Raw genomic sequence first — 23390 nt, 5'->3', positions numbered from 1 at the left:
GACTAATTATGAATACTCAAAAACAATTATTAACTAAAGAAAAATTAGAATTTCATAGTAATTTACCAAAACGACACGTTGGGATTCTAGGTGGGACTTTTAATCCAATTCATTTAGGACATTTGGTAATAGCTGAACAAGTTTATGAACAATTGTGCTTAGATAAAGTTTTGTTTTTACCTGATAAAGTCCCTCCTCATCGTGGAGTCAAAAAAACCATCCCTGATATTAAAAGTGATGATCGGATTGAAATGATCAAATTGGCCATTCGTGATAATATGCATTTTGATCTGGATTTAACTGATATTCGTCGGGGTGGCATCAGTTATACTTATGAAACTATCAAGATGCTCAAAGACTTAAATCCTAATACAGAGTATTACTTTATAATAGGTGGAGATATGGTTGAAAACTTGCCAAAATGGTCTCATATTGATGAATTGATTCAAATGGTACATTTTGTTGGAGTTTGTCGAAAAGGCTTTGAGAAAAAATCAAAGTACCCTATACTTTGGGTAAATACTCCAGAACTAGAAATTAGTTCGAGTATGATTAGAGAAAAAGTCAAACAGGGGCAATCGATCAAATACTTAGTTCCTGATGATGTAGCTTGGTATATCAAAGATAGGAGGCTTTATCGTGAGTGAATTTAATTACGAAGGCATCAAAAGTGGTTTAAAGCGAGCAGACATTTTGGACAGAATGAAAGACACCTTGAGTGATTTTCGTTATAATCATTGTTTGCGGGTTGAAAAAACTTCTCGTGCTTTAGCTGCTGAATTTGGTGGTGATGTAGATCGTGCTGGTTTAGCTGGATTGTTGCATGACTACGCTAAAGAACGAAACGATGAAGAATTCATTACTGAAATTAATAAGAAACAATTAGACCCAGAATTGTTGCATGCTAATAATGCTATTTGGCACGGAATCGTCGGTGCTGAGATTATTAAGGATGAGCTGGGTATTTATGATGAAGATGTTTTAAATGCTATTAGAAGACATACTGTTGGTTCTACGAATATGACACAGGTAGACAAAGCTGTTTTCGTAGGTGATTTTATTGAACCAGGTCGAGATTTTCCTGGTATCGATGAAGCAAGAAAGTATGCTGAAAAATCCCTCGATAGTGCCGTAACTTTTGAATTAAAACATTCGATTCAACATTTAGTTGATACAAATAAAGAAATTTATCCAGCAACTTTTGTTAGTTACAACTACTGGATCAAAAAAGGAGAGTTATAATTTGGATTCAAAAAAAATGATGGAAATTGCCGTAAAGGCAGCTGATGAAAAGCACGCTAATGATATCAAAGTTCTAAATATCAGCGAAGTAAGTATTATGGCTGATTACTTTGTGATCATGGATGCTAGTTCACAACGTCAAGTTGATGCTATCGTGCAATCTGTTTTGGACAAAGCAGGTGAAAATGATATCGAAGTTGGACACGTTGAAGGAAATCGTAACTCTGAATGGGTTTTAATCGACTTGCATGATGTTGTTATTCACGTCTTCACATCTGAAAAGCGTGATTTCTACAATCTAGAAAAACTTTGGTCAGATGCTCCAGAAGTTGATATTTCTGGCTTGGTAACTGAATAATGATCTACAATTCTTTTGCCAGCGTTTATAGTGAATTAATGGATGATTCGTTGTATAGCAAGTGGGCTCAATATGTTGAAAAGCAAATTGCAGGCGATAATAAAAAATTATTAGATGTGGCTTGCGGAACTGGTGATTTAACAATTTTATTAGCTGATAAATTTCAAGTTACTGGAACTGATTTATCAGAGCAAATGCTAAAAATCGCTGAACAAAAAGCTCAAAAGGCTAACAAAAAAATTCCATTTATTCCTAGTAATATGATGGATCTATATGATTTTGACAAGTATGATGTCATCACTTGTTTTGATGATTCGATTTGTTACCTACAGGATGAAGACGAATTAGCAATTGCTTTTAATCAAGCTTTACAACACTTAAATGATGGCGGCAAATACTTATTCGATGCACATTCACTTTATCAAATGGATGAAGTCTTTCCTGGATACATGTTCAACCATCGGACTGAAGACTCTGCTTTTATGTGGAACAGTTTTGAAGGTGAGTATCCCCACAGTATTGAACATGAGTTAACGTTCTTTAATTGGGATGAGAAAATCAAAGGTTATTCAGTTAATACTGAATTGCATAAAGAAAGAACTTATCCGATTGAAACATTTGTAGCTATCTTAAAAGATATCGGCTTCAAAAAGGTCTCAGTCAGTGCCGAATTCGGTACTTCAGAGGTTAAAGATGATTCAACTCGTTGGTTCTTTGCCGCCGAAAAATAGAGGTTTTTATGACAAAAATTTATGGTGTAGTGGCCGAGTTTAATCCGTTTCACAATGGTCATAAAATTTTCATCGATACGATCAAACAAAAATATCACCCTGATGTCTTGATTGCCGTGATGTCAGGCAATTTTGTTCAGCGGGGTGATTTTGCTGTTTTAGATAAGTGGGATCGAGCAAAACTAGCTATCGATTTAGGCGTTGATCTAGTTATTGAATTGCCACTGGCTTTTGCTGTCCAACCGGCAGAATTATTTGCAAAAGGTGCAATGAAGTTATTGAATTTGTTGGAAATCGATACCTTAATCTTTGGAACTGAACGAGAATTTGATTTTAGTAAAGTTGCTCAAAGATTACTGACAGTAGATGATCAATTTGAACAAGACTACCAACAAAATTCTGCCACTAATTTAACGTCGTATTATCAAAGCCTAGGAATTGATATCACCAATTTACCTAATCAAATGCTAGGTTTGAATTACGTCCAACAAATAGAAAAATATCACTACTCAATTAATTTTCAGACGATCTTGAGAAAAGGTGATTTCAGTGCCACTAAGGTTAGAACTGATGTGAATTCAGGATTATCAATAGATTCAGAGGTTCCTGATTTAACCAATCAAATGATAAATAAAAATCAAACTTATACTTGGGATAATTTTTATCCATATTTGCGGTATCAAATCATAAATTCCGATGTTTCAGAACTTCATTCAATCTATCAAATGGTCGAAGGACTAGAATATAAATTGAAAAAAGAAGTTGTGAATAGTGATAATTTTGAAGACTTCTTGGATCGAGTAAAGTCAAAACGTTATACAAGAGCTCGCTTGAGACGTTTGATGATTTATACGTTGTTGAATGTAAAACCAACGGAAATTGATAATATTTATAAAAATCCTTATTTACGAGTATTAGGATTTAATGAAAATGGTCGTAAATATTTAAACGAACACAAAAAAGAACTGAATTTAATTGCTAAAGTTGGCAAAAAAGAAGCTCAAACTTTAGAATTAGAAATCAGAGCTGATCAAATATTTCAGCTCCAGAGTAAAAAAGCACAAGATTTTGGAAAAATGCCTTATATGAAAGGGGTAAATTAATGCTAAATTGGGATGTTCAAGACGTTCGTCGTTATAAAGACAAACCGTTTGAATTTGAGGAAGAACTCGATTTAACTAAAGAATTAACTACACGTTCAAAAGATGTTTTGGATGCTGACAAAGTTTTGGTCAAAGGTCAATTATTCAATGACAATGGGTTAGTTATTTCTGATGTAAAAATCAAGACTACATTGACTGTTCCTTCAACTCGCAGTTTGTTACCAGTAGAATTACCGGTTGATGTTCGAGTTAATGAAGCTTACAACGTTGACAGTGTGGCCGATGAGGAAGAATTGGAACAATACAACGTTGTTATACCCGTGGATGATGAAAATCCAACTATTAACGTTTATGAATCAGTCATCGATAATATTTTGTTGAGCATTCCTTCAAAAGTTTTAACTAAGAAGGAAGAAGAAGAAAATATTATGCCTTCAGGTAAAAATTGGGAGGTTATTTCTGAAGATGACTTTAATAGTCAAAAAGAAGAAGAACATGTTAACCCAGAATTTGCCAAATTAAAAAATTTATTTAATAATAATGATGATAAGGAGTAATTATATACTCCTTTTTTATTTTTTTGTTACTATAAGTATGAGAACAAAAATCGGAGGTAGTTATTATAATGGCAAAACCACAAATTGGTGTTATCGGTATGGCTGTTATGGGTAAGAATCTTGCCCTAAACATTGAAAGTCGTGGATATGAAGTAGCAATTTACAATCGTACAGGTTCAAAGACTAAAGCAGTTGTTGAAGAACATCCCGACAAGAAATTGGTACCAAGTTATACAATTGAGGATTTCGTTGACTCACTAGAAAAACCACGTCGTATTATGATGATGGTCAAAGCTGGTGCTGGTACTGATGCTGTCATCAAGCAACTATTACCTTTGTTGGACAAGGGTGACGTTTTGATCGATGGTGGTAATACATTCTTCGAAGATACTATGGAACGTAATGCACGTTTGGACAAATCAGGAATCAACTTCATCGGTATGGGTGTTTCCGGTGGTGAACTTGGTGCCTTGCATGGTCCTTCATTGATGCCAGGTGGCCAAAAGGAAGCTTATGACTTAGTTGCTCCTATTTTGGAACAAATCTCTGCTAAAGCTGACGAAGATGGTGCACCTTGTGTTACATACATCGGACCAAATGGTGCAGGTCACTATGTCAAGATGGTTCACAATGGTATCGAATATGGTGATATGGAACTTATCGCTGAAAGTTACAACTTATTGAAGCACTTGTTTAACAATGACGTTGAAAAGATTGCCGAAGTATTCCAAGACTGGAACAAGGGTGAACTTTCAAGTTACTTGATCGACATTACTTCACAAATCTTAACTAGAAAAGACGACGAAGGTACTAACGATTACATCGTTAATAAGATTATGGATAAAGCTGGTAACAAGGGTACTGGTAAGTGGAGTTCACAAAGTGCTCTTGAACTAGGTGTTCCACAATCATTGATCACTGAATCAGTTTACTCACGTTATGTTTCTGCATATAAAGACGAACGTGTTAAGGCAAGCAAGGTCTTACCTGCTCCTGAAACAAAACCAGTTGTTAAAGATGTTGATGACTTAGTTGCCAAGATCCGTAAGGCTTTGTACTTCAGTAAGATCATTAGTTACGCTCAAGGATTTGCTCAAATGAAGGCCGCTTCAGATCACTATGACTGGGATCTTAACTACGGTAAAATTGCTCAAATCTGGCGTGCTGGTTGTATCATCCGTGCTCAATTCTTACAAAAGATTACAGATGCATATGATGAAGATCCAAAACTAGACAACTTGTTATTAAACGATTACTTCAAGGGTATCGTTAAAGAATATCAATCAGATGTTCGTGACGTTGTTAGCTTTGCTGTTCAAGCAGGGGTTCCTGTTTCAGGCTTCATGGCTGCTATTTCATATTACGATCAATATCGTTCAGAAACATTGCCAGCTAATATGATTCAAGCCCAAAGAGATTACTTTGGTGCTCATACTTATGAAAGAAATGACAAACCAGGTACATTCCACTATACTTGGTACGAAGAGCAATAATTTTAAGTTGAAATTTAAAATTGGGGCGAGAAATCGCCTCTTTTTTAATGCTTTAAAAAAAATAAAAATAAAAGCTTGTCTTCTTTTAATTTTTGCTATATGTTAAAATCATTAATGCATTGCCAAAAGCATGACACATTTTATTTAATGATTAAGCTATAATTAAAGATAATTTAATATTTTATGTATAGGAGATACGTATGGCTAAAATACTTGTTATTGAAGACGAAGAGAATATGGCAAAATTCGTTCAACTCGAACTTCAACATGAGAATTACGAAGTAACTGTTGAACGTGATGGTAGAACCGGACTGGATGCAGCTTTATCTGAGGATTGGGACTTGATCCTTTTAGATTTGATGCTTCCTGAGTTGAATGGTATCGAAGTTTGCCGTCGTATTCGTCAAGAAAAGAACACACCAATTATCATGATGACGGCACGCGATTCAATCATTGACCGTGTATCAGGATTAGATCACGGGGCTGATGATTATATCGTCAAGCCATTTGCAATTGAAGAATTACTAGCTCGCATTCGGGCATTGTTACGACGAATTGATTTAGATATCGATGTAACAAGAAATAATGATCAAGTGCTTAAATATAAAAACTTGGTAATCGATAAGACAACGCAAACATTGAAGCGTAATGGTGAAGTGATCGACTTGACTCGCCGTGAATACGATTTGTTGAGCGCTCTGATGGAAAACGTCGGCACGGTCTTAAGTCGTGATGACTTATTAGAACGTGTTTGGGGAACAGGTTCATCAACTGAAACTAATGTTGTGGATGTTTATATCAAATACCTTCGTAACAAAATCGACCGCCTCGGTGCTCCCAGTTACATCTCTACTGTCCGTGGCAAAGGGTACGTGATGCGTCGATGAGAATTTCGATTAGATTTAAGTGGACTGCTTTAATCTCCATTGTAATTTTACTAGCATATATTTTTGTCAGTATTTTAGCGATGAGGACTGTTCAAAGCGTTGCCTCAATCAATGAAATCAATAACTTCACTCTGAAACTAGTTATTGGTGGAGTGGTAGTTTTTCTTTTGGGAATTGTTTTGTCATTTTACGCCGTTACTTTGGTTTTAAACGATTTAAAGAAGATTAATAAAACAATCGATGACTTGAATAAGAAACCAGATTCAGATTCTCGAATTAAATTGCGCAAACGAAATGATGAGATTTATGACCTAACAGTTAACATCAACAAGATGCTCGACCGCATGCAAGCCTATACCAATCAGCAAAAGGAATTCGTTGAAGATGTCTCACACGAATTAAGAACGCCAGTAGCTGTTTTGGAAGGCCATTTGAGCATGCTGCAACGCTGGGGTAAAGATGATCCTGAAGTATTAAATGATTCAATCAATTCTTCTTTGCAAGAATTAAAACGTATGCAATCCTTGATTCAAGAGATGCTAGATCTTACACGTGTTGAACAGATCGACAGTGCATATTTGGAACAGACGACTGAAGTTAAGCCTTTGTTTACGCAAGTAACTAATGACTTCAAGATGTTGCATCCAGATTTTGTGATCAATTTCGATGACGATATCCGTGAGGGTAGTACAGTTAAGATTTATCGTAATCACTTGGAGCAAGTATTGGTAATTTTGCTAGATAATGCTTTCAAGTATTCAGCAGATCGTAAAGAAATTAATTTTGCTGCTTCGACAAACTCAGCTTTGTTAGAGGTGGTAGTTCAAGATTATGGCCTAGGAATCGCTAAAAACGACCTGAAACGCATTTTTAATCGATTTTATAGAGTTGATAAGGCTCGCTCTAGAAAACGTGGAGGAAACGGTTTAGGGCTTTCTATCGCTAAACGTTTGATTGAGATCTATCATGGCAGCTTAGAGGTTGAAAGTGTTGTCGGTTCTGGAACTGTCTTTAAGATTGAATTGCCATTGGTGCAAGTTAAATCTGAAGAAGAACAGACTGAAAAAGAAAGCGAAAAATAGATGTTTTTTATCTAGAGACAAAAAAATAAGTAAAACTCTACAAAATGAGTTTTACTTATTTTTTTATTTCTTATTGCGATTTTGTTTGCCTTTATTTAATTCACGAATGTTTTTGTGCATTTCGTTAGTTTCGGCTTTTTGTTTAGAAGTATTAGCAGTTGTACCACTTGTTGTACCTGCTCCATCTGCTTGAAGCATTTCGTCTAGCATTTCTTTTGTTACAACGACTTTAACCGGATTCTTAGCTAACTCTTCATCAGTCTTCTTTCTGATCTTAGGAGTAACCACGTAGTTAGTAATGAGTTGTTGAATAACAATAACGACACCACCAACTAAAAAGTAAAGTGCAAGGGCTGCTGTTGAAATCATGGAAATGAAGAAAGTCATCATTGGACTCATCAACAACATAGTCTGCATTTGTTTTCTTTGTTCTTTAGGAACGATTTGAAGTGACATCCAACCTTGAACTAAGTAGAACAAGGTAGCAACAATGGCAATTACTATACTTGGCTTACCTAATGGAATTGAAAGGAAGGTAGCTGTACCAATATTTTTAGAATATTGTACAGCTTGATAAATACCAATCAAGATAGGCATTTGTAGCAATAGTGGTAAACAACCCATGCCACCAGTTAAACTCAAGTTGTTAGCTTTATAAACTTGCATCATCAAGCTACTGATCTTTTGTTGAGCATCAGGACCCTTAGCCTTCTTTTGTGCTTCTTGGATCAATTTCAATTGTGGTTGAACAGCACGCATTTTTTCTTGTTGAGTTGTTGATTTATATTGTTGATTCAATGATAAAGGAACTAAAATCAAACGAACTACAAAAGAGATGATCATGATTCCCCAAGCGTAGGCATTTGTACCACCGACTGCTTCTGCGGTCTTCATAATCAAATTTTGGAACGGAATCCCTAGCCATTTGTAGATGAAACCATATGGCCCACTAGTTGGAGCGTGAAGGTTAGTTGTACCTTGCGCACACCCCGTCAAAACTAGTGTCAGCACTAAAACTAAAGACAGCACTGATAAATATTTGACGTATTTTTTATTCACTTAAATAAACCACCCTTTTAATCGTATACAGAGTAATATACGTTAACTCATTTGACGTTTCAACCAATCACAGTGAATTTTGTGTAATGTTGTAAGTCGTCAGAAAAAGTATAGTCCATTTTGGTAACTTTTCCAAAGGGTGAAGGCGAAGATTTAACACGATTTAAAAAAATATAAAGTACTTTTTGATCTGCTTCAGCCTCAATTGAGACAGATCCATCAATTTCATTTTGGACAGTTCCGTTGACACCGAGTTCTTGAGCTACTTGAAAAGTCGAATAACGAAATCCTACGCCTTGAACGAGACCGTCAACATTAATGGAAAGATGTTTCACACGTATCACCTCAAATCTTTGAATGTGTTAATATCTATATTATAGAACAAGAGGGATGGATTATATGAAGTATATCGAATCGAAAAAAAATGATGAAATTAAACAACTAAAAAAATTATCAGCGACTAAAAATATACGTAAAACTGGAACATACGTAATTGAAGGTTTTCACTTAGTTAGAGAAGCCAATCAATACGAACAAGAATTTGTTAAATTATTAGTAACAGAAAAGTACCAAGAAGATCGTCTCGTTAAAAAGTATCATGATATTGCCGTAACGATCTCTGAAGATGTAGCCAAGGATTTATCTGAAACAAAAACTCCACAAGGAATCTTTGCAGTTATCAAAGTTCAAAATAGCGATGACTTAACTGAGTTCTCTGGTAAATGGGTCATGATGGATGACGTTCAAGATCCAGGCAATGTTGGAACAATCATTAGAACAGCTGATGCAGCAGGATATAGTGGTGTAATCACAAGTATGGATACCGCTGACTTTTATCAACCAAAGGTCCAACGTTCTATGCAAGGTAGTCAATTCCACTTGCCAATTTATCGCATGGATATTGACAAGGCCATCAATTTGGCTAAGAAATCTGGGTTGACTATTTATGGATCAGAAGTAAATGCTCAAGCTAAACCTTATACACAATTAGAAAAACAAGATCAATTTGCTTTGATCATGGGTAACGAAGCCCATGGTGTCAGTCAAAATGTTTTAAATGCTACTGACGAAAATATTTATATTCCAATCCTTGGGAAAGCTGAATCCCTTAACGTGGCGGTTGCAGCTGGTGTTTTAATGTACGGTATGCAAACGTTATAAACTTGCGAAACTTTTTAATTTTTGTATAATCATCTGTATAAATAATATTTAAACTTTGACGAAAAATAGTAACTGTGGCGTTTATAACAGGAAAAGCCGTTAACTGAGATAGGCTCGATAGATAAAACAGTGAATTCACTTTCTGAGTTTTTAGTTAGTTACTTTATAACTACTTGAGTGCATGTTTAACATGAACTAGGGTGGTACCGCGAGTCCTCGTCCCTTATTTGGGATGGGGATTTTTTTATGTAGGTAAAAGAATTTTAGAAACAGTTTTATCACCAAGGAGGAAGAAAATGTCATTAAATGATACGTTAAAGAATTTAAGAGAAAATGGTATCGACGAAGCTAAACGCGCACAAAAGCTTCAAGAATTAAATGATTTAAGAGTTAACTTATTAGGTAAAAAGGGCCCAATTACTAAAGCCTTGCGTGGTATGAAAGATATTCCAGCTGAACAACGTCCAGAAATTGGAACTTTAGCTAATAATGTTAAAAAAGATATTCAAGCAGCTATTGAAGAAAAAATGGAAGAGCTTAATCAAAAATTAGTTGCAAAGAAGCTTGAAGAAGAAACTATTGACGTCACTCTACCAGCTACAAAGAACAATCAAGGTACTAAACATATTTTGAATCAAACAATCGAAGATATTGAACAATTCTTTATTGGTTTAGGTTACGAAGTTGCTGGTGGTTATGAAGTCGAAGAAGATCATTATAACTTTGAAAGATTAAATATCCCTAAAAATCACCCAGCTCGTGATATGCAAGATACTTTCTATCTATCAGATGAATTGTTGATGAGAACTCAAACTTCTGCCCAAGAAGGTCGTGACATGGAAGCTCATGACTTTACTAAAGGTCCTTTGAAGATGATCTCACCGGGTGTCGTTTACCGTCGTGATGATGATGATGCTACTCACTCACATCAATTCCACCAAATCGAAGGTCTAGTCGTTGATAAAAATATTTCTATGGCAGACTTAAAGGGAACACTTGATGCATTATGTCGTCACGTCTTTGGTCCTGATCGTGAGATTCGTTTCCGTCCCAGCTACTTCCCATTTACTGAACCATCCGTTGAAGTTGATGTTTCTTGCTTCAATTGTGGTGGTACTGGTTGTCGCATTTGTAAATATACTGGTTGGATCGAAGTTTTAGGCGCTGGTCTTACACACCCTAATGTTTTGAAGATGTCAGGCATTGATCCAAACGAATACAGTGGAATGGCCTTTGGACTTGGACCAGAACGTTTTGCAATGCTTAAATACGGAGTTAACGACATTCGTGATTTCTACCTCAACGATGTTAGATTCCTAGAACAATTCAAAGGAGTAAATTAAGATAATGAAAATTTCTGTTAATTGGCTAAAAGAATACATTCCAGTCGATCACACAGTTGAAGAAATTGCTAATAAAGTTTCTCTAACTGGTATCGAATCTGGTCCAGTAAAACTAGGTGAAGAATTGACTGATTTAGTCGTTGGTCATATTACTAGCGTGACACCGCATCCAGATTCAGACCACTTAAAACTTTGCCAAGTCGATGTTGGTGAAAAAGAAGAAATTCAAATTGTCTGTGGAGCTCCTAACGTTGCAGAAGATCAATACGTTATTGTAGCTTTACATGGTGCTCATCTGCCAAATGGTGTTCGTATCAAACGTGGTAAGCTTCGTGGACAAGAATCTAATGGTATGATCTGTGGACTTGATGAAGTTGGTGTTCCTGCACAATACATGCCAAAAGAATTTGAAAATGGTATCTATGTTTTCGATGAACCACAAACACCTGGTCAAGAGGTTTATGATTTATTAGGTCTAAAAGATGAAATGGTCGATATCGATATCACTCCTAACCGTGCCGATACTCTAGGTATGCGTGGAGCTGCTTGGGAAATTGGCGCAACTTACGATGAAAAACCTAAATTTACTAAACCTGAATTGAATCAAGATAAATTAAAAGACTTAACTGATGTGACTGCAACAGTTGAAGAAAAAGATTTAGTTCCTGATTATTTGTTGCGTGAATTGAAGGGAATAAAAGTTGCTAAGAGTCCACTTTGGATGCAAAGAAGACTTTGGAACCAAAACATTAAACCAGTCAATAGTGTGGTCGATGCAGCAAATTACGTAATGATCGAATACGGCCAACCAGTACAAGTTTATGATTTGGATAAGTTGCCTCAAAAGAATTTGACGGTTAAATTAGCTCATGATGGCGATAAATTGATATTGGCAGAAACTGACAAGTCTCTTAACCACAATGACTTGGTAATTACATCTGGCGATGAAGTTTTAGGCTTAGCAGGTATCATCAACGGAACTAAAGCTGCTGTTGATGAAAATACAACTAACGTTTTGGTAGAAGCTGGAGTTTTTGACGGTGCCCGTGTAAGAAAAGCTGCTCAAAGACATGACTTACGTGATGATGCTTCCAATCGTTTTGAAAAAGGCGTTGATAATGGAATCGTCAGTGAAGCCTTAGTCCGTGCTACACAATTGATCGACCAAGCAAGTGATGCCAAAGAAATTTCGAAAGAAATTATCGGTAACTATACCAAAGCTCAACCAACTGTTATCAAAGGTAGTATCAAACATATTAACCATTTGATGGGACTACAACTTTCTAGCGATGAAATTCTTCAAATCTTTGATCGTTTAGGCTTCACCAGTGAGTTGTCAGGTGATGCAGTAACTATTACAATTCCTACACGTCGTTGGGATATGGAAATTGAAGCTGATTTAGTTGAAGAAGTAAATCGAATCTATGGTTATGAGAATTTGCCTAATACGTTGCCTGCTGGAATGGAAACACGCGGTGGGTATAGTGCTAAACGTGAATTGAGCAATAAATTACGTGATGCATTGTTAGCTAGCGGTTTGGACGAAGTTATTAATTATTCATTGTTGAATAAACAAGAAGTAGACGATTTTAATATTTTAAACTCCGAATATACTAAATTGCTTCACCCAATGACTGAAGACCATGAATATTTGCGTAATAGTTTGATTCCGGGATTGGTTAGAGATGTAGCTTACAACCAAGCTAGAAAAAATGATGATTTACAATTATTTGAACAAGCTCGTGTTTTTGACCGAGTGACTGGAAATGATCGTCCAAAAGAATTACCATTTATTTCTGGTGCCATCAGTGGTAATGTCATTGAGGATGCTTGGAACAGTGATGCTAAACCAGTAGACTTTTATTACGTAAAGGGAATCGTTGAAGAATTATTGACATATGTTAATGCAGATGCGCAATTTTCGTTTGAAGCAACAGCAGATTATGACAATCTTCACCCTGGACAAACAGCTAAGATTTTAGCTAACGGTCAAATGGTTGGTATTATTGGTAAGTTGCATCCAAATTATCAAAAAGCACATAATGTCAATGACACATTTGTTTTTGAATTGAATATCGATGCCTTATTTGACTTGAATACTAGAAATGTTAAAGCAACTAGTGCACCTAAATATCCAGAAATTAGCCGTGATTTAGCTATTTTAGTAGAAAAGGATATTGAAAATGGCCAAATTATTGCTGATATCTTTAGTAATGGTGGCAAATATTTGAAAGATGTTAAGATCTTTGATGTTTACGAAGGTAAAAATATCAAGCCAAATCATAAATCACTCGGTTATCATTTAGTGTTCTTGAATCCTAATGATACCTTGACTGATGAAGAAGTAGAAAAAGCCTTTACTTTAGTCAAGGACAGTCTAGTTCAAAAATTTAATGTGGAAATTAGATAAAATTATTACCGAACTAATGGTATAATTCTAATAAATTAACTCGGGAGGCTGTGTCTTGAGCCAAAAGGATGAAAAAAAAGAAGCATTGAAGCAAGAGTCAGATGACAAAATCAAAACTCGCGCTGAAGAACGTTCCGTTGCCAATCATATTGCGTATTGGATCGTCGGCGTGATTGCGGTTTTGGCAGTTGTCGTTGCTATCATTGGCTTTAATTATGTAAATAGTTCATTACAACCATATAATGCAAACAGTAAAGAAGATATTGTTGTTAAAATCCCAATAGGTTCTTCTAGTAAAGAAATTGCTAAGACTCTTGAAAAAGATAAAGTTATCAAGAGTGCAACAGTCTTTAATTTCTACGTTAAAGCTCAAAACTATACTGATTTTCAAGCGGGATATTACACTTTTAAACAATCGATGGACATGAACCATGTTGTCAAACAATTGCAAAAGGGTGGTAGTGCTGAACCAACTGGAACGGCTTCAAATACTGTTTTAGTACGTGAAGGTGTTACAATTGACCAAATTGGTGATCAGATTCAAAAATCAACTAAGTTTAAGAAAAAAGATTTCTTGAAGTTGATGAAGGATGAATCTTACTTGAAGCAACTTCAAAAGAAGTATCCTCAATTGTTGGATTCATCGATGGCTAAAAAGAATGTTAGATATCATCTAGAAGGTTATTTGTTCCCAGCTACTTATGGCCTTTACAAAGGTGAAACTCTAAAAGAATTAGTTAATCAAATGGTCGAAAAAGACAATGAGATCATGAAGCCTTACTTTGAAACTATTAAAGAAAAGGGCTTAACGGTTCAACAAGTTCTTACTTTAGCATCATTGATCGAGCGTGAAGGTGTTACTGAAAAGGATCGTAAGAAGATTTCTGGTGTATTCTTTAACCGTATCGCTATTGATATGCCGATCCAATCAGATATCTCAGTCATGTATGCTTTGAATACTCACAAGACTCATTTGACTAATAAAGATGTTAAGGTTGATTCTCCGTATAACTTGTATAAGAATGCAGGTTATGGACCAGGACCATTCAATACACCAAGTGTGCAAGCAATTGAAGCTACTTTGAATCCTAGTGATAGGGATGAAAACTACTTATACTTTGTTGCAGACTTGAAGACTGGTAAGGTATATTATTCACATACATTAGCAGAACATGAGAAAAAGAGTGCAGCTCTTAATCAATAATGTATAATTACAGATAATAAATGTCATCTAGTCATTACAGATTAGATGACATTTTGAAATTATCACAATAATAATTTTAAAAAGGAAGATATAAAAATGGCAGATAGAAGTTATCCTATGACAGCTGAAGGTAAGAAGAAGCTGGAAGAAGAATTAGAAAATTTAAAGAAGGTTAAACGTCCAGAAGTTATCAATCGTATTAAGATTGCTAGAAGTTTCGGTGACCTTTCAGAAAACTCAGAATACACATCAGCCAAAGATGAACAAAGTGTGGTTGAATCGAGAATTTCTCAAATTATTGAGATGCTTCAATACGCTAATGTTGTCGATGCCGATGATGTAGCTCATGATGAGGTTTCAATTGGTAAGAAAGTTACCGTACAAGAAGATGGTGAAGAACCTGACGTTTATACAATCGTTGGTGCTGCTGAATCGGACCCAGACAATGGTAAGATTTCAAATGACTCACCAATTGCCAAGGCTCTATTAGGCAAGCATACAGGTGATTTAGTTACTGTTGAAACACCTGTCGGTAGTTATGAAGTTACAGTAAAAGCCGTTGAAGTTGCCTAATGAAGACGTTTTCTGATATGTTTATCTTAGAAAAAAATTGAGGTGGGCATAATGGAAATTAAACTAACAGATGAAGCAATCAAATGGTTTGAAGAAGAGTTGGACTTAGTACCCGGTGATGGTGTACATTTTTATGGTAAGGTCTATGGAAAGACTATGGTTCACGATGGTTTTTCAATTGCTATGCGTAAAGAAAAACCAGTTGATCCTGTAGCCAGTACTGTAGTCGATGGTGTGGTTTATTACATTACTGATAGTGATACGTGGTTTTTTGCCAGATATGATTTGTTAGTAGATTATGATTCAGATCTCGACGGACCTAAGTATATTTTTAAATCGAATGAATAATCGTTCGTTTTTTGAAGGATGAATATGAGAAGAATACTGGATATAATAAAGAAAAGAACAGGTAGTCAAGCGAAGTCTACTATTCCATTTCGTCTAAACCTGCTTTTTTTTATTGTCTTTGTGCTATTTGCTATGTTGGTTGCCCAACTTGCTTATTTGCAGATCGTTTATGGTGGCAAATTTGAAGCTGAAGTTGACCGAACAGATAAGACAGTAATGACTGGCAGTGTACCACGTGGAATGATCTATGATTCAAAAGGTAGACTTTTGGTTGGTAATTCAACGCACAATGCCATCACTTATACAAAGAGTGGTAGCGTTAGTTCGTCTGATATTTATACGATCGTTAACAGATTAACTAAATATATGAGCGTTGAACCTACTGATTTAACTAGTCGTGATAAGGCTGATTATATTTTGGCGGCTCCGAATAAATCGAAACAAGTTATTAAGCAGATGCCAAAATCTTATCGAGTTGATAGTAACGGGGATGCTTTGTCTACTAATAAGATTTATGCTAACGAAGTTAAGTATGTTGAAAAACAAGGTATTCACTTGAACGATAAAGACATGCAACGTGCCTCATTGTTCAAAACTATGAGTTCTGCTTATTCACTTTCAACGGTGTTTTTAAAAGATAAAAATTTAAGTGCAAAAGAAATTGCGCAAGTAAGTGAGCATTTGACGGAATTGCCAGGTGTAAGTATCGGTAGTAATTGGGAACGTGATTATCCACAAGGTAAATCAATCGCAAGTATTATCGGTGGCGTATCAACCGAAAAGCAAGGTATTCCTGATGATGAATTGAATACAATGCTGGCCAGTGGTTATTCTCGAAATGACCGTGTTGGTACTAGTTATTTGGAAAAGAGCTATGAATCGATTCTTTCTGGTACTAAGAGTCAAAAGCAAGTTCAAGTTGGTTCCAATAATCAAATTAAGAAGAGTACTACCTTATACAAAGGTCAAAAGGGTGGTAATCTTAATTTAACAATTGATTCTAAGTTCCAAAAGAAGGTTCAAGCTGCTCTAGAAGAGCAATACAGTGCTGCTCAATCTGCCGGAATAACACAATATTCTGATGGTGCATATGTAGTAGCGATGAATCCAAAGACTGGTGCTATTTTAGCGATGGCTGGGATTCATAATAATCCACAAACTGGTAAAACATCTGAAGATGCATTAGGTGTTATCAACCGTACTTTCGTTATGGGGTCTGCTGTCAAAGGGGCTACTGTTTTAGGTGCGATGATGGATGGGGTTATTTCTCCAAGTAACAATACTCAAGCTGATGATCCAATCTATCTACCCGGAACGCCAGTTAAGAAGTCTGTTTATCCAGCGGGAACTTTCAGTAGTTTGAGTGCTATTCAAGCTCTACAATTCTCGTCAAATATTTATATGATGAATTTGGCAATGAAGGAAGCTAATGCTAAATATACGCCAAATAGTTATATTCATATGGATGATGATATTTTTGATAAGTTGCGTGGTTACTTTAACCAATTCGGTTTAGGTGTTAAAACTGGAATTGATATTTCTGGTGAAACAACTGGTATTGAAGGTACTACTCATAATAGCAATGGTTCATTGAAGACCGGTTCTGCACTGGATTTATCTTATGGTAACTATGATGCTTATACTTTGATTGAAATGGCTCAATATATTTCAACAATTGCCAATGGTGGTTATCGTTTGAAACCTTATGTCGTTCAATCGATTCAAAAGACTAAAGACGATGGTACTAAGGGTGCGTTGACCTCAGTTACTAAGCCTTCTGTTTTGAATAAGGTAGGGGTAACTCAAGATGAATTGAACGTTGTTAGAAAGGGTATGTACGCAGCTGTACACGGTAGTGGTTATTGGACAACTGCTACACGTCTAAAAGACCTTTCGCCAGCTGTAGCCGCTAAGACTGGTACTGCTCAGTCGTTCTACTACAACCCAGATAATCCTTCTTCTGATCCACCAGAAACTATTACTACTAGTTTGGTCAGTTTTGGACCTTATGATGATCCAAACATTGCAATGGCAATTGTCTTTCCTAATTTAACTAGTGAAAGTGGTAGCTATCCTCAATTGCTTGCAAAACAGATTTATACCGACTATTATAAAATGACGGGTCAGAAATAATCTGAATTTAACCTTTTAATATACCCGAAAAAATGATATATTTAATTAGTTGAATTTAGTTAAGTATTTATGAAAGGATGTTCCAAAGATGAGAGTTAATATAACAATGGAATGTACTTCATGCCATGAACGTACATATCTAACAAGCAAGAGCAAACGTAACAATCCCGATCGTCTTGAACTTAAGAAATATTGTCCACGCGAACGTACTGTTACATTGCATCGTGAAACAAAATAAACAACAGGTTAAAATCCCTGTTGTTTTTTTTTCTAAGGAGTGATCATTAGTTGGATAAAGTAAGTTTCAGAAAAAAACAAATTGATCTTGTGAGCGATTTTATGAAGTCCGATAAGGCTCAAAAAGAAATCAACAATCTTTATTTTCAATTATTTAATGATTTAGATTTTCAAAATGCATCTTCAGTTGGAATCACAATGAGCACTAACGATGAGATACCAACTTTTCCAATTATCAATCAATGTTTTGAGATGGGAAAAGAAGTTTATATTCCAAAGACTTTTTCTGACTATTCAATGTCTTTTATTAATTATACTCAAGATACTGAATTAGTTGAGTCGGCTTTTGGAGTTAGAGAACCTAAGGATTATGAAAATAATGTCATGAACCCACCTGATCTTTTGATTGTTCCTGGATTAGCTTACGCCCAAGATAAGAATCGTCTGGGATTTGGTTCAGGTACTTTTGATAGATACCTGGCTAAATTTCCAACGAAGACTATCTCCTTAGCTTTAACTAGCCAGTACTATTCAGAACCACTTTGGCCAGTTTATGTACTCGATAAACAAATCGACAAGATCATCGTTGCAAAGGATGAACAAAATGCAGATAATCAATCGGCGCGCTAACGCCTACGTAACTTGGTCTTTATTAGCGATAACTATTGGAGTTTTCTTACTAGAAACAATCAGTGGCGGTTCACGAAATCTTTTAACTTTGATTCATTTTGGAGCTAAAACTAATTATTTGGTACAGGAAGGTCAGTGGTGGCGCTTAATAACACCAATATTTTTACACATTGGTATCTTCCATATTCTGATGAATGGGTTTACACTATTATATGTCGGTCAAATACTTGAACCGATGATCGGCCATTGGAGATTTTTGATAGTTTATATGCTGAGTGGAATTATGGGAAATTTAGCTAGTTTCGCTTTCGGGGCTAATAATGCTATCTCAGCGGGAGCTAGTACGTCATTGTTTGGAATGTTCGCCGCATTCTTATCGTTGGCTGTAATTTATCGTGAAAATCGTTTTTTGACTGAATTAGGGAAGAGTTTTCTAGGTTTGATCGTTATTAATTTATTGATGGATCTGACTATGTCCGGAATTGATATTTGGGGACATCTCGGTGGTGCAGTTGGTGGACTACTGTTGGGATATGCTTTGGGATTACCTAACATTTCTCGTCCAAAGATGATTTTTCGGATTTTAGCAATAGTAGTTGTTGGTTTGATTTCTTATTATATGTATGCAAAGGGTATGATCGTTTATGGATAATAAGATGAGCTTTACAACCCTCTATGATGTACAACAGTTACTCAAGCGCTTTGGTACCTTTGTTCACCTCGGTAAAAGATTGTGGGACATTGAACTAATGTTTATTGAAGTAAAACGTTTGTACGAAGATGGATTGATCGACAAAAAGACTTTTATAAGTGCTCAATTGGTCTTAAAACGGGAGCATAGAAAAGAAGAAGAAAAGGACAGATCAAAGTGACAGACAAAAAGTTAATCGGTGTTGACCTTGGTGGTACAACAATTAAATTTGCTATTCTTACTGATAAAGGTGAGATTCAACAAAAATGGAGTATTGAAACAAATATTCTATCTGATGGACAATTGATTATTCCTGACATTATTGATTCAATTAATCATCATATTAAGATGTATGATATGAGCGTTGACCAATTCGACGGTATCGGATTAGGTTCACCTGGTACAATCAATCATGAAAAGGGCACAATCAAAGGTGCTTTTAACCTTAACTGGACTAATGAAGTTTATCCAGTTCGTGATATCGAAAAGGGAACTGGTCTACCAGTCGTTATTGAAAATGATGCTAACGTTGCTGCTCTTGGTGAAAGATGGCAAGGTGCTGGTAACAATGCTGACGATGTTGTCTTTGTAACTCTTGGGACTGGTGTTGGTGGTGGTATCATCGCTAATGGTAAGTTGATTCAAGGACAAAATGGTGCTGCTGGTGAAATTGGTCACGTAACAGTTGATCCTAATGGTTTCATGTGTACTTGTGGTAAGAGAGGTTGTCTAGAAACAATCGCTTCAGCTACTGGTATTGTACGTGTTGCTAGAGACCGTGCTTCAGAATATGCTGGAAATTCAAAATTAAAGGCTATGCTTGATGATGGTCAAGATATTTCTGCTAAGGACGTATTCGATCTAGCCAAAAAGGATGACGACTTGGCTATGATGGTTGTCGATTATGTTTGTGACTCACTTGGATTTGTTCTAGGTAACATTGCTAATACCTTGAATCCTAAGTTTGTTGTTATCGGTGGTGGTGTTTCAGCTGCTGGTGATTTCTTGCTAAACAAAGTTGACAAAGCTATGCGTAAAAATGAATTTGCAACAATCAAGGATTCAACTGAACTAAGACTAGCTAGTCTTGGTAATGGTGCTGGGGTTATCGGTGCTGCTTCATTGATTAAAGTTGATTAGGAGTTTGTATTAATGCAAGTTTTGAATGCCGTTTTATATGTTATTGTAATCGGTTTTTTGGTTTATTGGGTTGGTTCATGGCTCTATTTTTGGTTTAAGGGTAGACAGATGCATGGCGCAATTGACCAGAAAACCTTTGAGGAAACGATGAGAAAAGCTCAAATCGTTGATTTAAGAGAAAAAAATGCTTTTGATGCCAAACATATCTTGGGTGCTAGAAACCTTCCATTTACGCAATTAAAGTACAATGAAGGTGAATTAAGACCTGATCTTCCTGTTTATCTATACGGGGATAACAAGAATATGTGTGTTCGAGCAGCTCTTAAAATGCAAAAGAAGTGGGGTTTTACCGACGTTAAATGGTTAGAAGACCGTTTCTCTGATTGGGAAGGAAAGACAAAGAAGACCACTAAAATATAAAAAAATGCTGTGCAGAAAAAATCTGACACAGCATTTTTTAGTATAATATTTTTGAAATTAACCTTGGTGGGCTTGTAAGCTCTTACGGTTAGCACGTCTGCGGTTAGCTTCGATGCGTTCATTTTCTTGGTTTTCTGGTTCGATAACCTTCTTCTTGAAAGCATGCAATGCTCCGTAAACTGCTGTAGCTGTTGTTAGTGAACCAACAAAGAAGCCTTTAACAAAACGTAAGTGTTTTTGATTTTTTGCCATAATATATTCCTCCTGTCTTTAATTCTCATTATGGCGTATTTCCTTTAAAATATCTATAAAAGACTGTCTAAGAGAGGTAATTTTTTGATAAAAGTAGTTGCAATAGTAGGACCAACTGCCGTTGGTAAGAGTGCTTTAGGGTTAAAACTGGCTCAAAAGTTCAATGGAGAGATTATTTCTGGAGATTCGATGCAGATTTATCGAAAGTTAGATATTGGAACAGCTAAGGACACTCCTGAAGAATTACAAGCTGTTCCCCATCATTTAGTGAATATTTGTGATGCTGATGAACGATATACGGTCAAAGATTTCCAACAAAAGGCTCGCCAAATTATTACCAGCTTAGCTAATGATAAAAAATTGCCATTAGTCGTTGGAGGAACAGGTTTTTACTTGAGTTCTTTGGTTAACAACTTAAATTTAGGTGGAAAATCAGATAGTGATCCCAAGTTGCGTCAAAGATTGATGAAAATTGAACAAGCTGGTGGTATTGATCAGTTGCAGGAGATGTTACAAAAAATTGATCCTAAGGCTTTTGAAAAAATCGATATTGATAATTCACGTCGTCTGATCAGAGCAATCGAAGTGATGAAAACAACCGGACAATCGATCACTGAACAAAACAATGGTAATAAGTGGGCAGATTTTTATTTAATCGGATTAACAGATGATCGTCAAAGATTATATGACCGAATCAATAGGAGAGTCGATAAAATGGCTGAAAATGGCCTAATTGACGAAGCTAAGCACGTTTATGACCATCGTGATGAATTCCCCCAAGCTAGCAAAGGAATTGGCTACAAGGAGTTATATCCCTATTTTGATGGTACAGAGGATTTAGAGAAATGTTTGTCTGAAATCAAAAAAAATTCACGTCATTTTGCTAAACGTCAATTTACGTATTTCCGTAATCAGATGGATGTAGATTGGTATAATACTAGTGATGACATTAATTATCAAGCAGTAATTGAAAATAATATTGCTAAATTTATGGAGGAGTAAAATGACTAAATGGAACGCGACATTTCCAGAGCAACTAAAAGAAACTATTGAAGAAGTTGATCAACAAATTGCACCAAGATTAGCTGAAATAGATGAGCAAGTTTTAGATAATCAAAATAAAGTCTTAACTGCTTTTCGAGAAGAAAATATTGATGAAAGTAGTCTGTTAGGAACGACTGGTTATGGGGATGATGACCGTGGACGTGACCAATTAGAGGCAGTTTATGCTGATGTTTTCAAGACTGAAGCCGCTTTGGTTCGTCCACAATTTGTTTCAGGCACGCATACGTTGGCAACAGCATTGTTTGGAATTTTGCGTCCAGGAGACAATCTCTTATACGTAACAGGCGAGCCTTATGATACGATGCAAGAAGTAATTGGAATTGCCGGTAATAAGCGTGGCTCTTTAATCGAGTATCAAATTGGATTCGATTCAGTCAAAATGAATGGAGACAAAGTTGATTTTGATTTGATGAAACAAAAAATAAAAGAACAAAATCCTAAAGTTATTGCAATTCAAAGATCACGTGGCTATTCAACCCGTAAGAGTTTGACAGTAAAAGAGATTGCAGAGATCATTAAACAAGTCAAGACTGTCAGCGAAGCCATAATTTTTGTTGATAACTGTTATGGTGAATTTTCGGAAACGATTGAACCAACTGAAGTGGGGGCTGATTTGATGGCTGGCTCTTTGATCAAAAATGCCGGTGGTGGCTTAGCAAAAGTTGGTGGATACATCGTTGGTAAGAAAAATTTAGTCGAATTAGCTAGTTATCGTTTGACGGCTCCTGGAATTGGTGCCTCAGAAGGTGCTACGATCGATCGTCAAGCGGAAATGTTTCAAGGATTTTTCTTAGCACCACGAGTAACAGGCAATGCCATTAAAGGAGCTATTTTTGAAGCAGCCATTTTTGAAAAGCTCGGATTAAATGTTTCTCCTAAATGGAATGAAGCTCGAACTGACTTGATTCAAACAATTGAATTCAATGACCCTGATAAAATGGTTCGGTTTGCTAAACTTGTTCAACAATTTTCACCAATAGATTCAAATGTTTCCCCAGAGCCTAGTGCTATGTCGGGTTATGAAGATAAAGTCGTTATGGCCGCAGGAACCTTTGTTTCTGGTGCCAGTATTGAATTTTCGGCCGATGGACCTATGAGATCACCTTATATTATTTATATTCAAGGTGGTTTGACTTATGAACACGTAAAAATTGCAATTAGTAATGCTTGTAAAGAATTATTCTTCTAAAAATATCAAGTCTCGACTATATTGGTTCTTTCTTAAGTTAGGTTAGTAGTAATATTCCGTCCTCCATAGCAAAGCAAATTTG

General features: G+C 36.0%; 27 protein-coding genes. 24 read left to right on the top strand and 3 right to left on the bottom strand.

Translation table 11 applies throughout. The annotated features are described in order from the left end of the window. The first annotated feature begins 8 nt into the window (after positions 1 to 8). From FC88_RS10670 to FC88_RS10630, 9 genes are all read left to right on the top strand, one after another. Positions 9 to 647, top strand: coding sequence for a nicotinate-nucleotide adenylyltransferase (locus FC88_RS10670; protein WP_083484637.1), 639 nt, complete (start codon positions 9 to 11; stop codon positions 645 to 647). After that, complete coding sequence (gene yqeK, locus FC88_RS10665) at positions 640 to 1242, top strand: bis(5'-nucleosyl)-tetraphosphatase (symmetrical) YqeK (RefSeq protein WP_057815461.1); 603 nt, start codon at positions 640 to 642, stop codon at positions 1240 to 1242. Before FC88_RS10670 ends, yqeK begins: the two co-directional genes overlap by 8 nt. Position 1243: 1 nt before the next feature. Next, positions 1244 to 1600, top strand: a complete 357-nt coding sequence (rsfS, locus tag FC88_RS10660) for a ribosome silencing factor (protein ID WP_057815459.1) — start codon at positions 1244 to 1246, stop codon at positions 1598 to 1600. After that, a complete protein-coding gene (locus FC88_RS10655) occupies positions 1600 to 2331 on the top strand; it encodes a class I SAM-dependent DNA methyltransferase (protein ID WP_057815457.1) in 732 nt (243 codons plus the stop codon). The genes rsfS and FC88_RS10655 overlap by 1 nt, the downstream gene beginning before the upstream one ends. Positions 2332 to 2339: 8 nt before the next feature. Continuing rightward, positions 2340 to 3434 (top strand): nucleotidyltransferase family protein, encoded by a 1095-nt coding sequence (locus FC88_RS10650; protein WP_057815455.1) that lies wholly within the window; start codon positions 2340 to 2342, stop codon positions 3432 to 3434. Further along, a complete protein-coding gene (locus FC88_RS10645; RefSeq protein ID WP_057815454.1) occupies positions 3434 to 3991 on the top strand; it encodes a YceD family protein in 558 nt (185 codons plus the stop codon). Before FC88_RS10650 ends, FC88_RS10645 begins: the two co-directional genes overlap by 1 nt. A gap of 68 nt (positions 3992 to 4059) precedes the next feature. Continuing rightward, the gene (gndA, locus tag FC88_RS10640) at positions 4060 to 5484 is read left to right on the top strand and encodes an NADP-dependent phosphogluconate dehydrogenase (RefSeq protein ID WP_057815452.1); all 1425 of its coding nucleotides are present in this window, start codon (positions 4060 to 4062) and stop codon (positions 5482 to 5484) included. A 200-nt stretch (positions 5485 to 5684) separates the two neighbouring features. Beyond that, positions 5685 to 6371: a response regulator transcription factor gene (locus tag FC88_RS10635; protein WP_010019368.1), complete on the top strand. Its 687-nt coding sequence runs from the start codon at positions 5685 to 5687 to the stop codon at positions 6369 to 6371. Next, a complete protein-coding gene (locus FC88_RS10630; protein ID WP_057815450.1) occupies positions 6368 to 7453 on the top strand; it encodes a sensor histidine kinase in 1086 nt (361 codons plus the stop codon). Before FC88_RS10635 ends, FC88_RS10630 begins: the two co-directional genes overlap by 4 nt. A gap of 63 nt (positions 7454 to 7516) precedes the next feature. On the opposite strand, the gene yidC is transcribed toward FC88_RS10630, so the two are convergent. Then, positions 7517 to 8512 (bottom strand): membrane protein insertase YidC, encoded by a 996-nt coding sequence (yidC, locus tag FC88_RS10625; protein ID WP_057815448.1) that lies wholly within the window; start codon positions 8510 to 8512, stop codon positions 7517 to 7519. Between the two features lie 59 nt (positions 8513 to 8571). Further along, positions 8572 to 8847, bottom strand: coding sequence for an acylphosphatase (locus tag FC88_RS10620; RefSeq protein ID WP_057815446.1), 276 nt, complete (start codon positions 8845 to 8847; stop codon positions 8572 to 8574). Between the two features lie 64 nt (positions 8848 to 8911). On the opposite strand from FC88_RS10620, the gene FC88_RS10615 reads away from it, so the two are divergent. The 13 genes from FC88_RS10615 to FC88_RS10560 all read left to right on the top strand — a co-directional run bounded on the left by FC88_RS10615 (position 8912) and on the right by FC88_RS10560 (position 20802). Then, a complete protein-coding gene (locus tag FC88_RS10615; RefSeq protein ID WP_057815445.1) occupies positions 8912 to 9673 on the top strand; it encodes a TrmH family RNA methyltransferase in 762 nt (253 codons plus the stop codon). A 296-nt stretch (positions 9674 to 9969) separates the two neighbouring features. Continuing rightward, the gene (gene pheS, locus FC88_RS10610; RefSeq protein WP_057815443.1) at positions 9970 to 11016 is read left to right on the top strand and encodes a phenylalanine--tRNA ligase subunit alpha; all 1047 of its coding nucleotides are present in this window, start codon (positions 9970 to 9972) and stop codon (positions 11014 to 11016) included. A gap of 4 nt (positions 11017 to 11020) precedes the next feature. Continuing rightward, on the top strand, positions 11021 to 13426 hold the full coding sequence (gene pheT, locus FC88_RS10605) for a phenylalanine--tRNA ligase subunit beta (protein ID WP_057815441.1): 2406 nt from the start codon (positions 11021 to 11023) through the stop codon (positions 13424 to 13426). Positions 13427 to 13481: 55 nt separating this feature from the next. Next, positions 13482 to 14630, top strand: coding sequence for an endolytic transglycosylase MltG (mltG, locus tag FC88_RS10600; RefSeq protein WP_057815439.1), 1149 nt, complete (start codon positions 13482 to 13484; stop codon positions 14628 to 14630). Between the two features lie 96 nt (positions 14631 to 14726). Continuing rightward, positions 14727 to 15203 carry a transcription elongation factor GreA gene (gene greA, locus FC88_RS10595; RefSeq protein ID WP_057815438.1) on the top strand — a complete coding sequence of 159 codons (477 nt, stop codon included), beginning with the start codon at positions 14727 to 14729 and terminating at the stop codon, positions 15201 to 15203. Positions 15204 to 15254: 51 nt separating this feature from the next. Then, positions 15255 to 15551 (top strand): HesB/YadR/YfhF family protein, encoded by a 297-nt coding sequence (locus tag FC88_RS10590; RefSeq protein WP_057815436.1) that lies wholly within the window; start codon positions 15255 to 15257, stop codon positions 15549 to 15551. Positions 15552 to 15587: 36 nt separating this feature from the next. Next, on the top strand, positions 15588 to 17684 hold the full coding sequence (locus FC88_RS10585; protein ID WP_412030874.1) for a peptidoglycan D,D-transpeptidase FtsI family protein: 2097 nt from the start codon (positions 15588 to 15590) through the stop codon (positions 17682 to 17684). Between the two features lie 88 nt (positions 17685 to 17772). Further along, complete coding sequence (gene rpmG / locus FC88_RS12715) at positions 17773 to 17922, top strand: 50S ribosomal protein L33 (RefSeq protein ID WP_010019383.1); 150 nt, start codon at positions 17773 to 17775, stop codon at positions 17920 to 17922. Between the two features lie 50 nt (positions 17923 to 17972). Next, positions 17973 to 18551 (top strand): 5-formyltetrahydrofolate cyclo-ligase, encoded by a 579-nt coding sequence (locus FC88_RS10580; protein ID WP_057815433.1) that lies wholly within the window; start codon positions 17973 to 17975, stop codon positions 18549 to 18551. After that, entirely contained in the window at positions 18526 to 19203 is a 678-nt protein-coding gene (locus FC88_RS10575) for a rhomboid family intramembrane serine protease (protein ID WP_057815431.1), read from the top strand. The genes FC88_RS10580 and FC88_RS10575 overlap by 26 nt, the downstream gene beginning before the upstream one ends. After that, positions 19196 to 19423, top strand: a complete 228-nt coding sequence (locus FC88_RS10570; protein ID WP_083484636.1) for a YqgQ family protein — start codon at positions 19196 to 19198, stop codon at positions 19421 to 19423. The genes FC88_RS10575 and FC88_RS10570 overlap by 8 nt, the downstream gene beginning before the upstream one ends. Then, positions 19420 to 20382: an ROK family glucokinase gene (locus FC88_RS10565; protein WP_057815429.1), complete on the top strand. Its 963-nt coding sequence runs from the start codon at positions 19420 to 19422 to the stop codon at positions 20380 to 20382. The genes FC88_RS10570 and FC88_RS10565 overlap by 4 nt, the downstream gene beginning before the upstream one ends. A 21-nt stretch (positions 20383 to 20403) precedes the next feature. Continuing rightward, positions 20404 to 20802: a rhodanese-like domain-containing protein gene (locus FC88_RS10560; RefSeq protein ID WP_187323382.1), complete on the top strand. Its 399-nt coding sequence runs from the start codon at positions 20404 to 20406 to the stop codon at positions 20800 to 20802. Between the two features lie 57 nt (positions 20803 to 20859). On the opposite strand, the gene FC88_RS10555 is transcribed toward FC88_RS10560, so the two are convergent. Continuing rightward, positions 20860 to 21054 (bottom strand): DUF3042 family protein, encoded by a 195-nt coding sequence (locus tag FC88_RS10555; RefSeq protein WP_057815425.1) that lies wholly within the window; start codon positions 21052 to 21054, stop codon positions 20860 to 20862. 84 nt (positions 21055 to 21138) lie between these two features. Here FC88_RS10555 and miaA point away from each other — a divergent pair, with 84 nt between their 5' ends. After that, positions 21139 to 22056, top strand: coding sequence for a tRNA (adenosine(37)-N6)-dimethylallyltransferase MiaA (gene miaA / locus FC88_RS10550; RefSeq protein WP_057815423.1), 918 nt, complete (start codon positions 21139 to 21141; stop codon positions 22054 to 22056). 1 nt (position 22057) lies between these two features. Beyond that, on the top strand, positions 22058 to 23308 hold the full coding sequence (locus FC88_RS10545; protein ID WP_057815421.1) for a methionine gamma-lyase family protein: 1251 nt from the start codon (positions 22058 to 22060) through the stop codon (positions 23306 to 23308). Positions 23309 to 23390 lie beyond the last annotated feature (82 nt).

Origin of the sequence: Companilactobacillus futsaii JCM 17355 (assembly GCF_001435505.1) — a bacterium.
GTDB lineage: Bacteria > Bacillota > Bacilli > Lactobacillales > Lactobacillaceae > Companilactobacillus > Companilactobacillus futsaii.
This window is presented reverse-complemented; position numbering and strand designations above follow the sequence as displayed.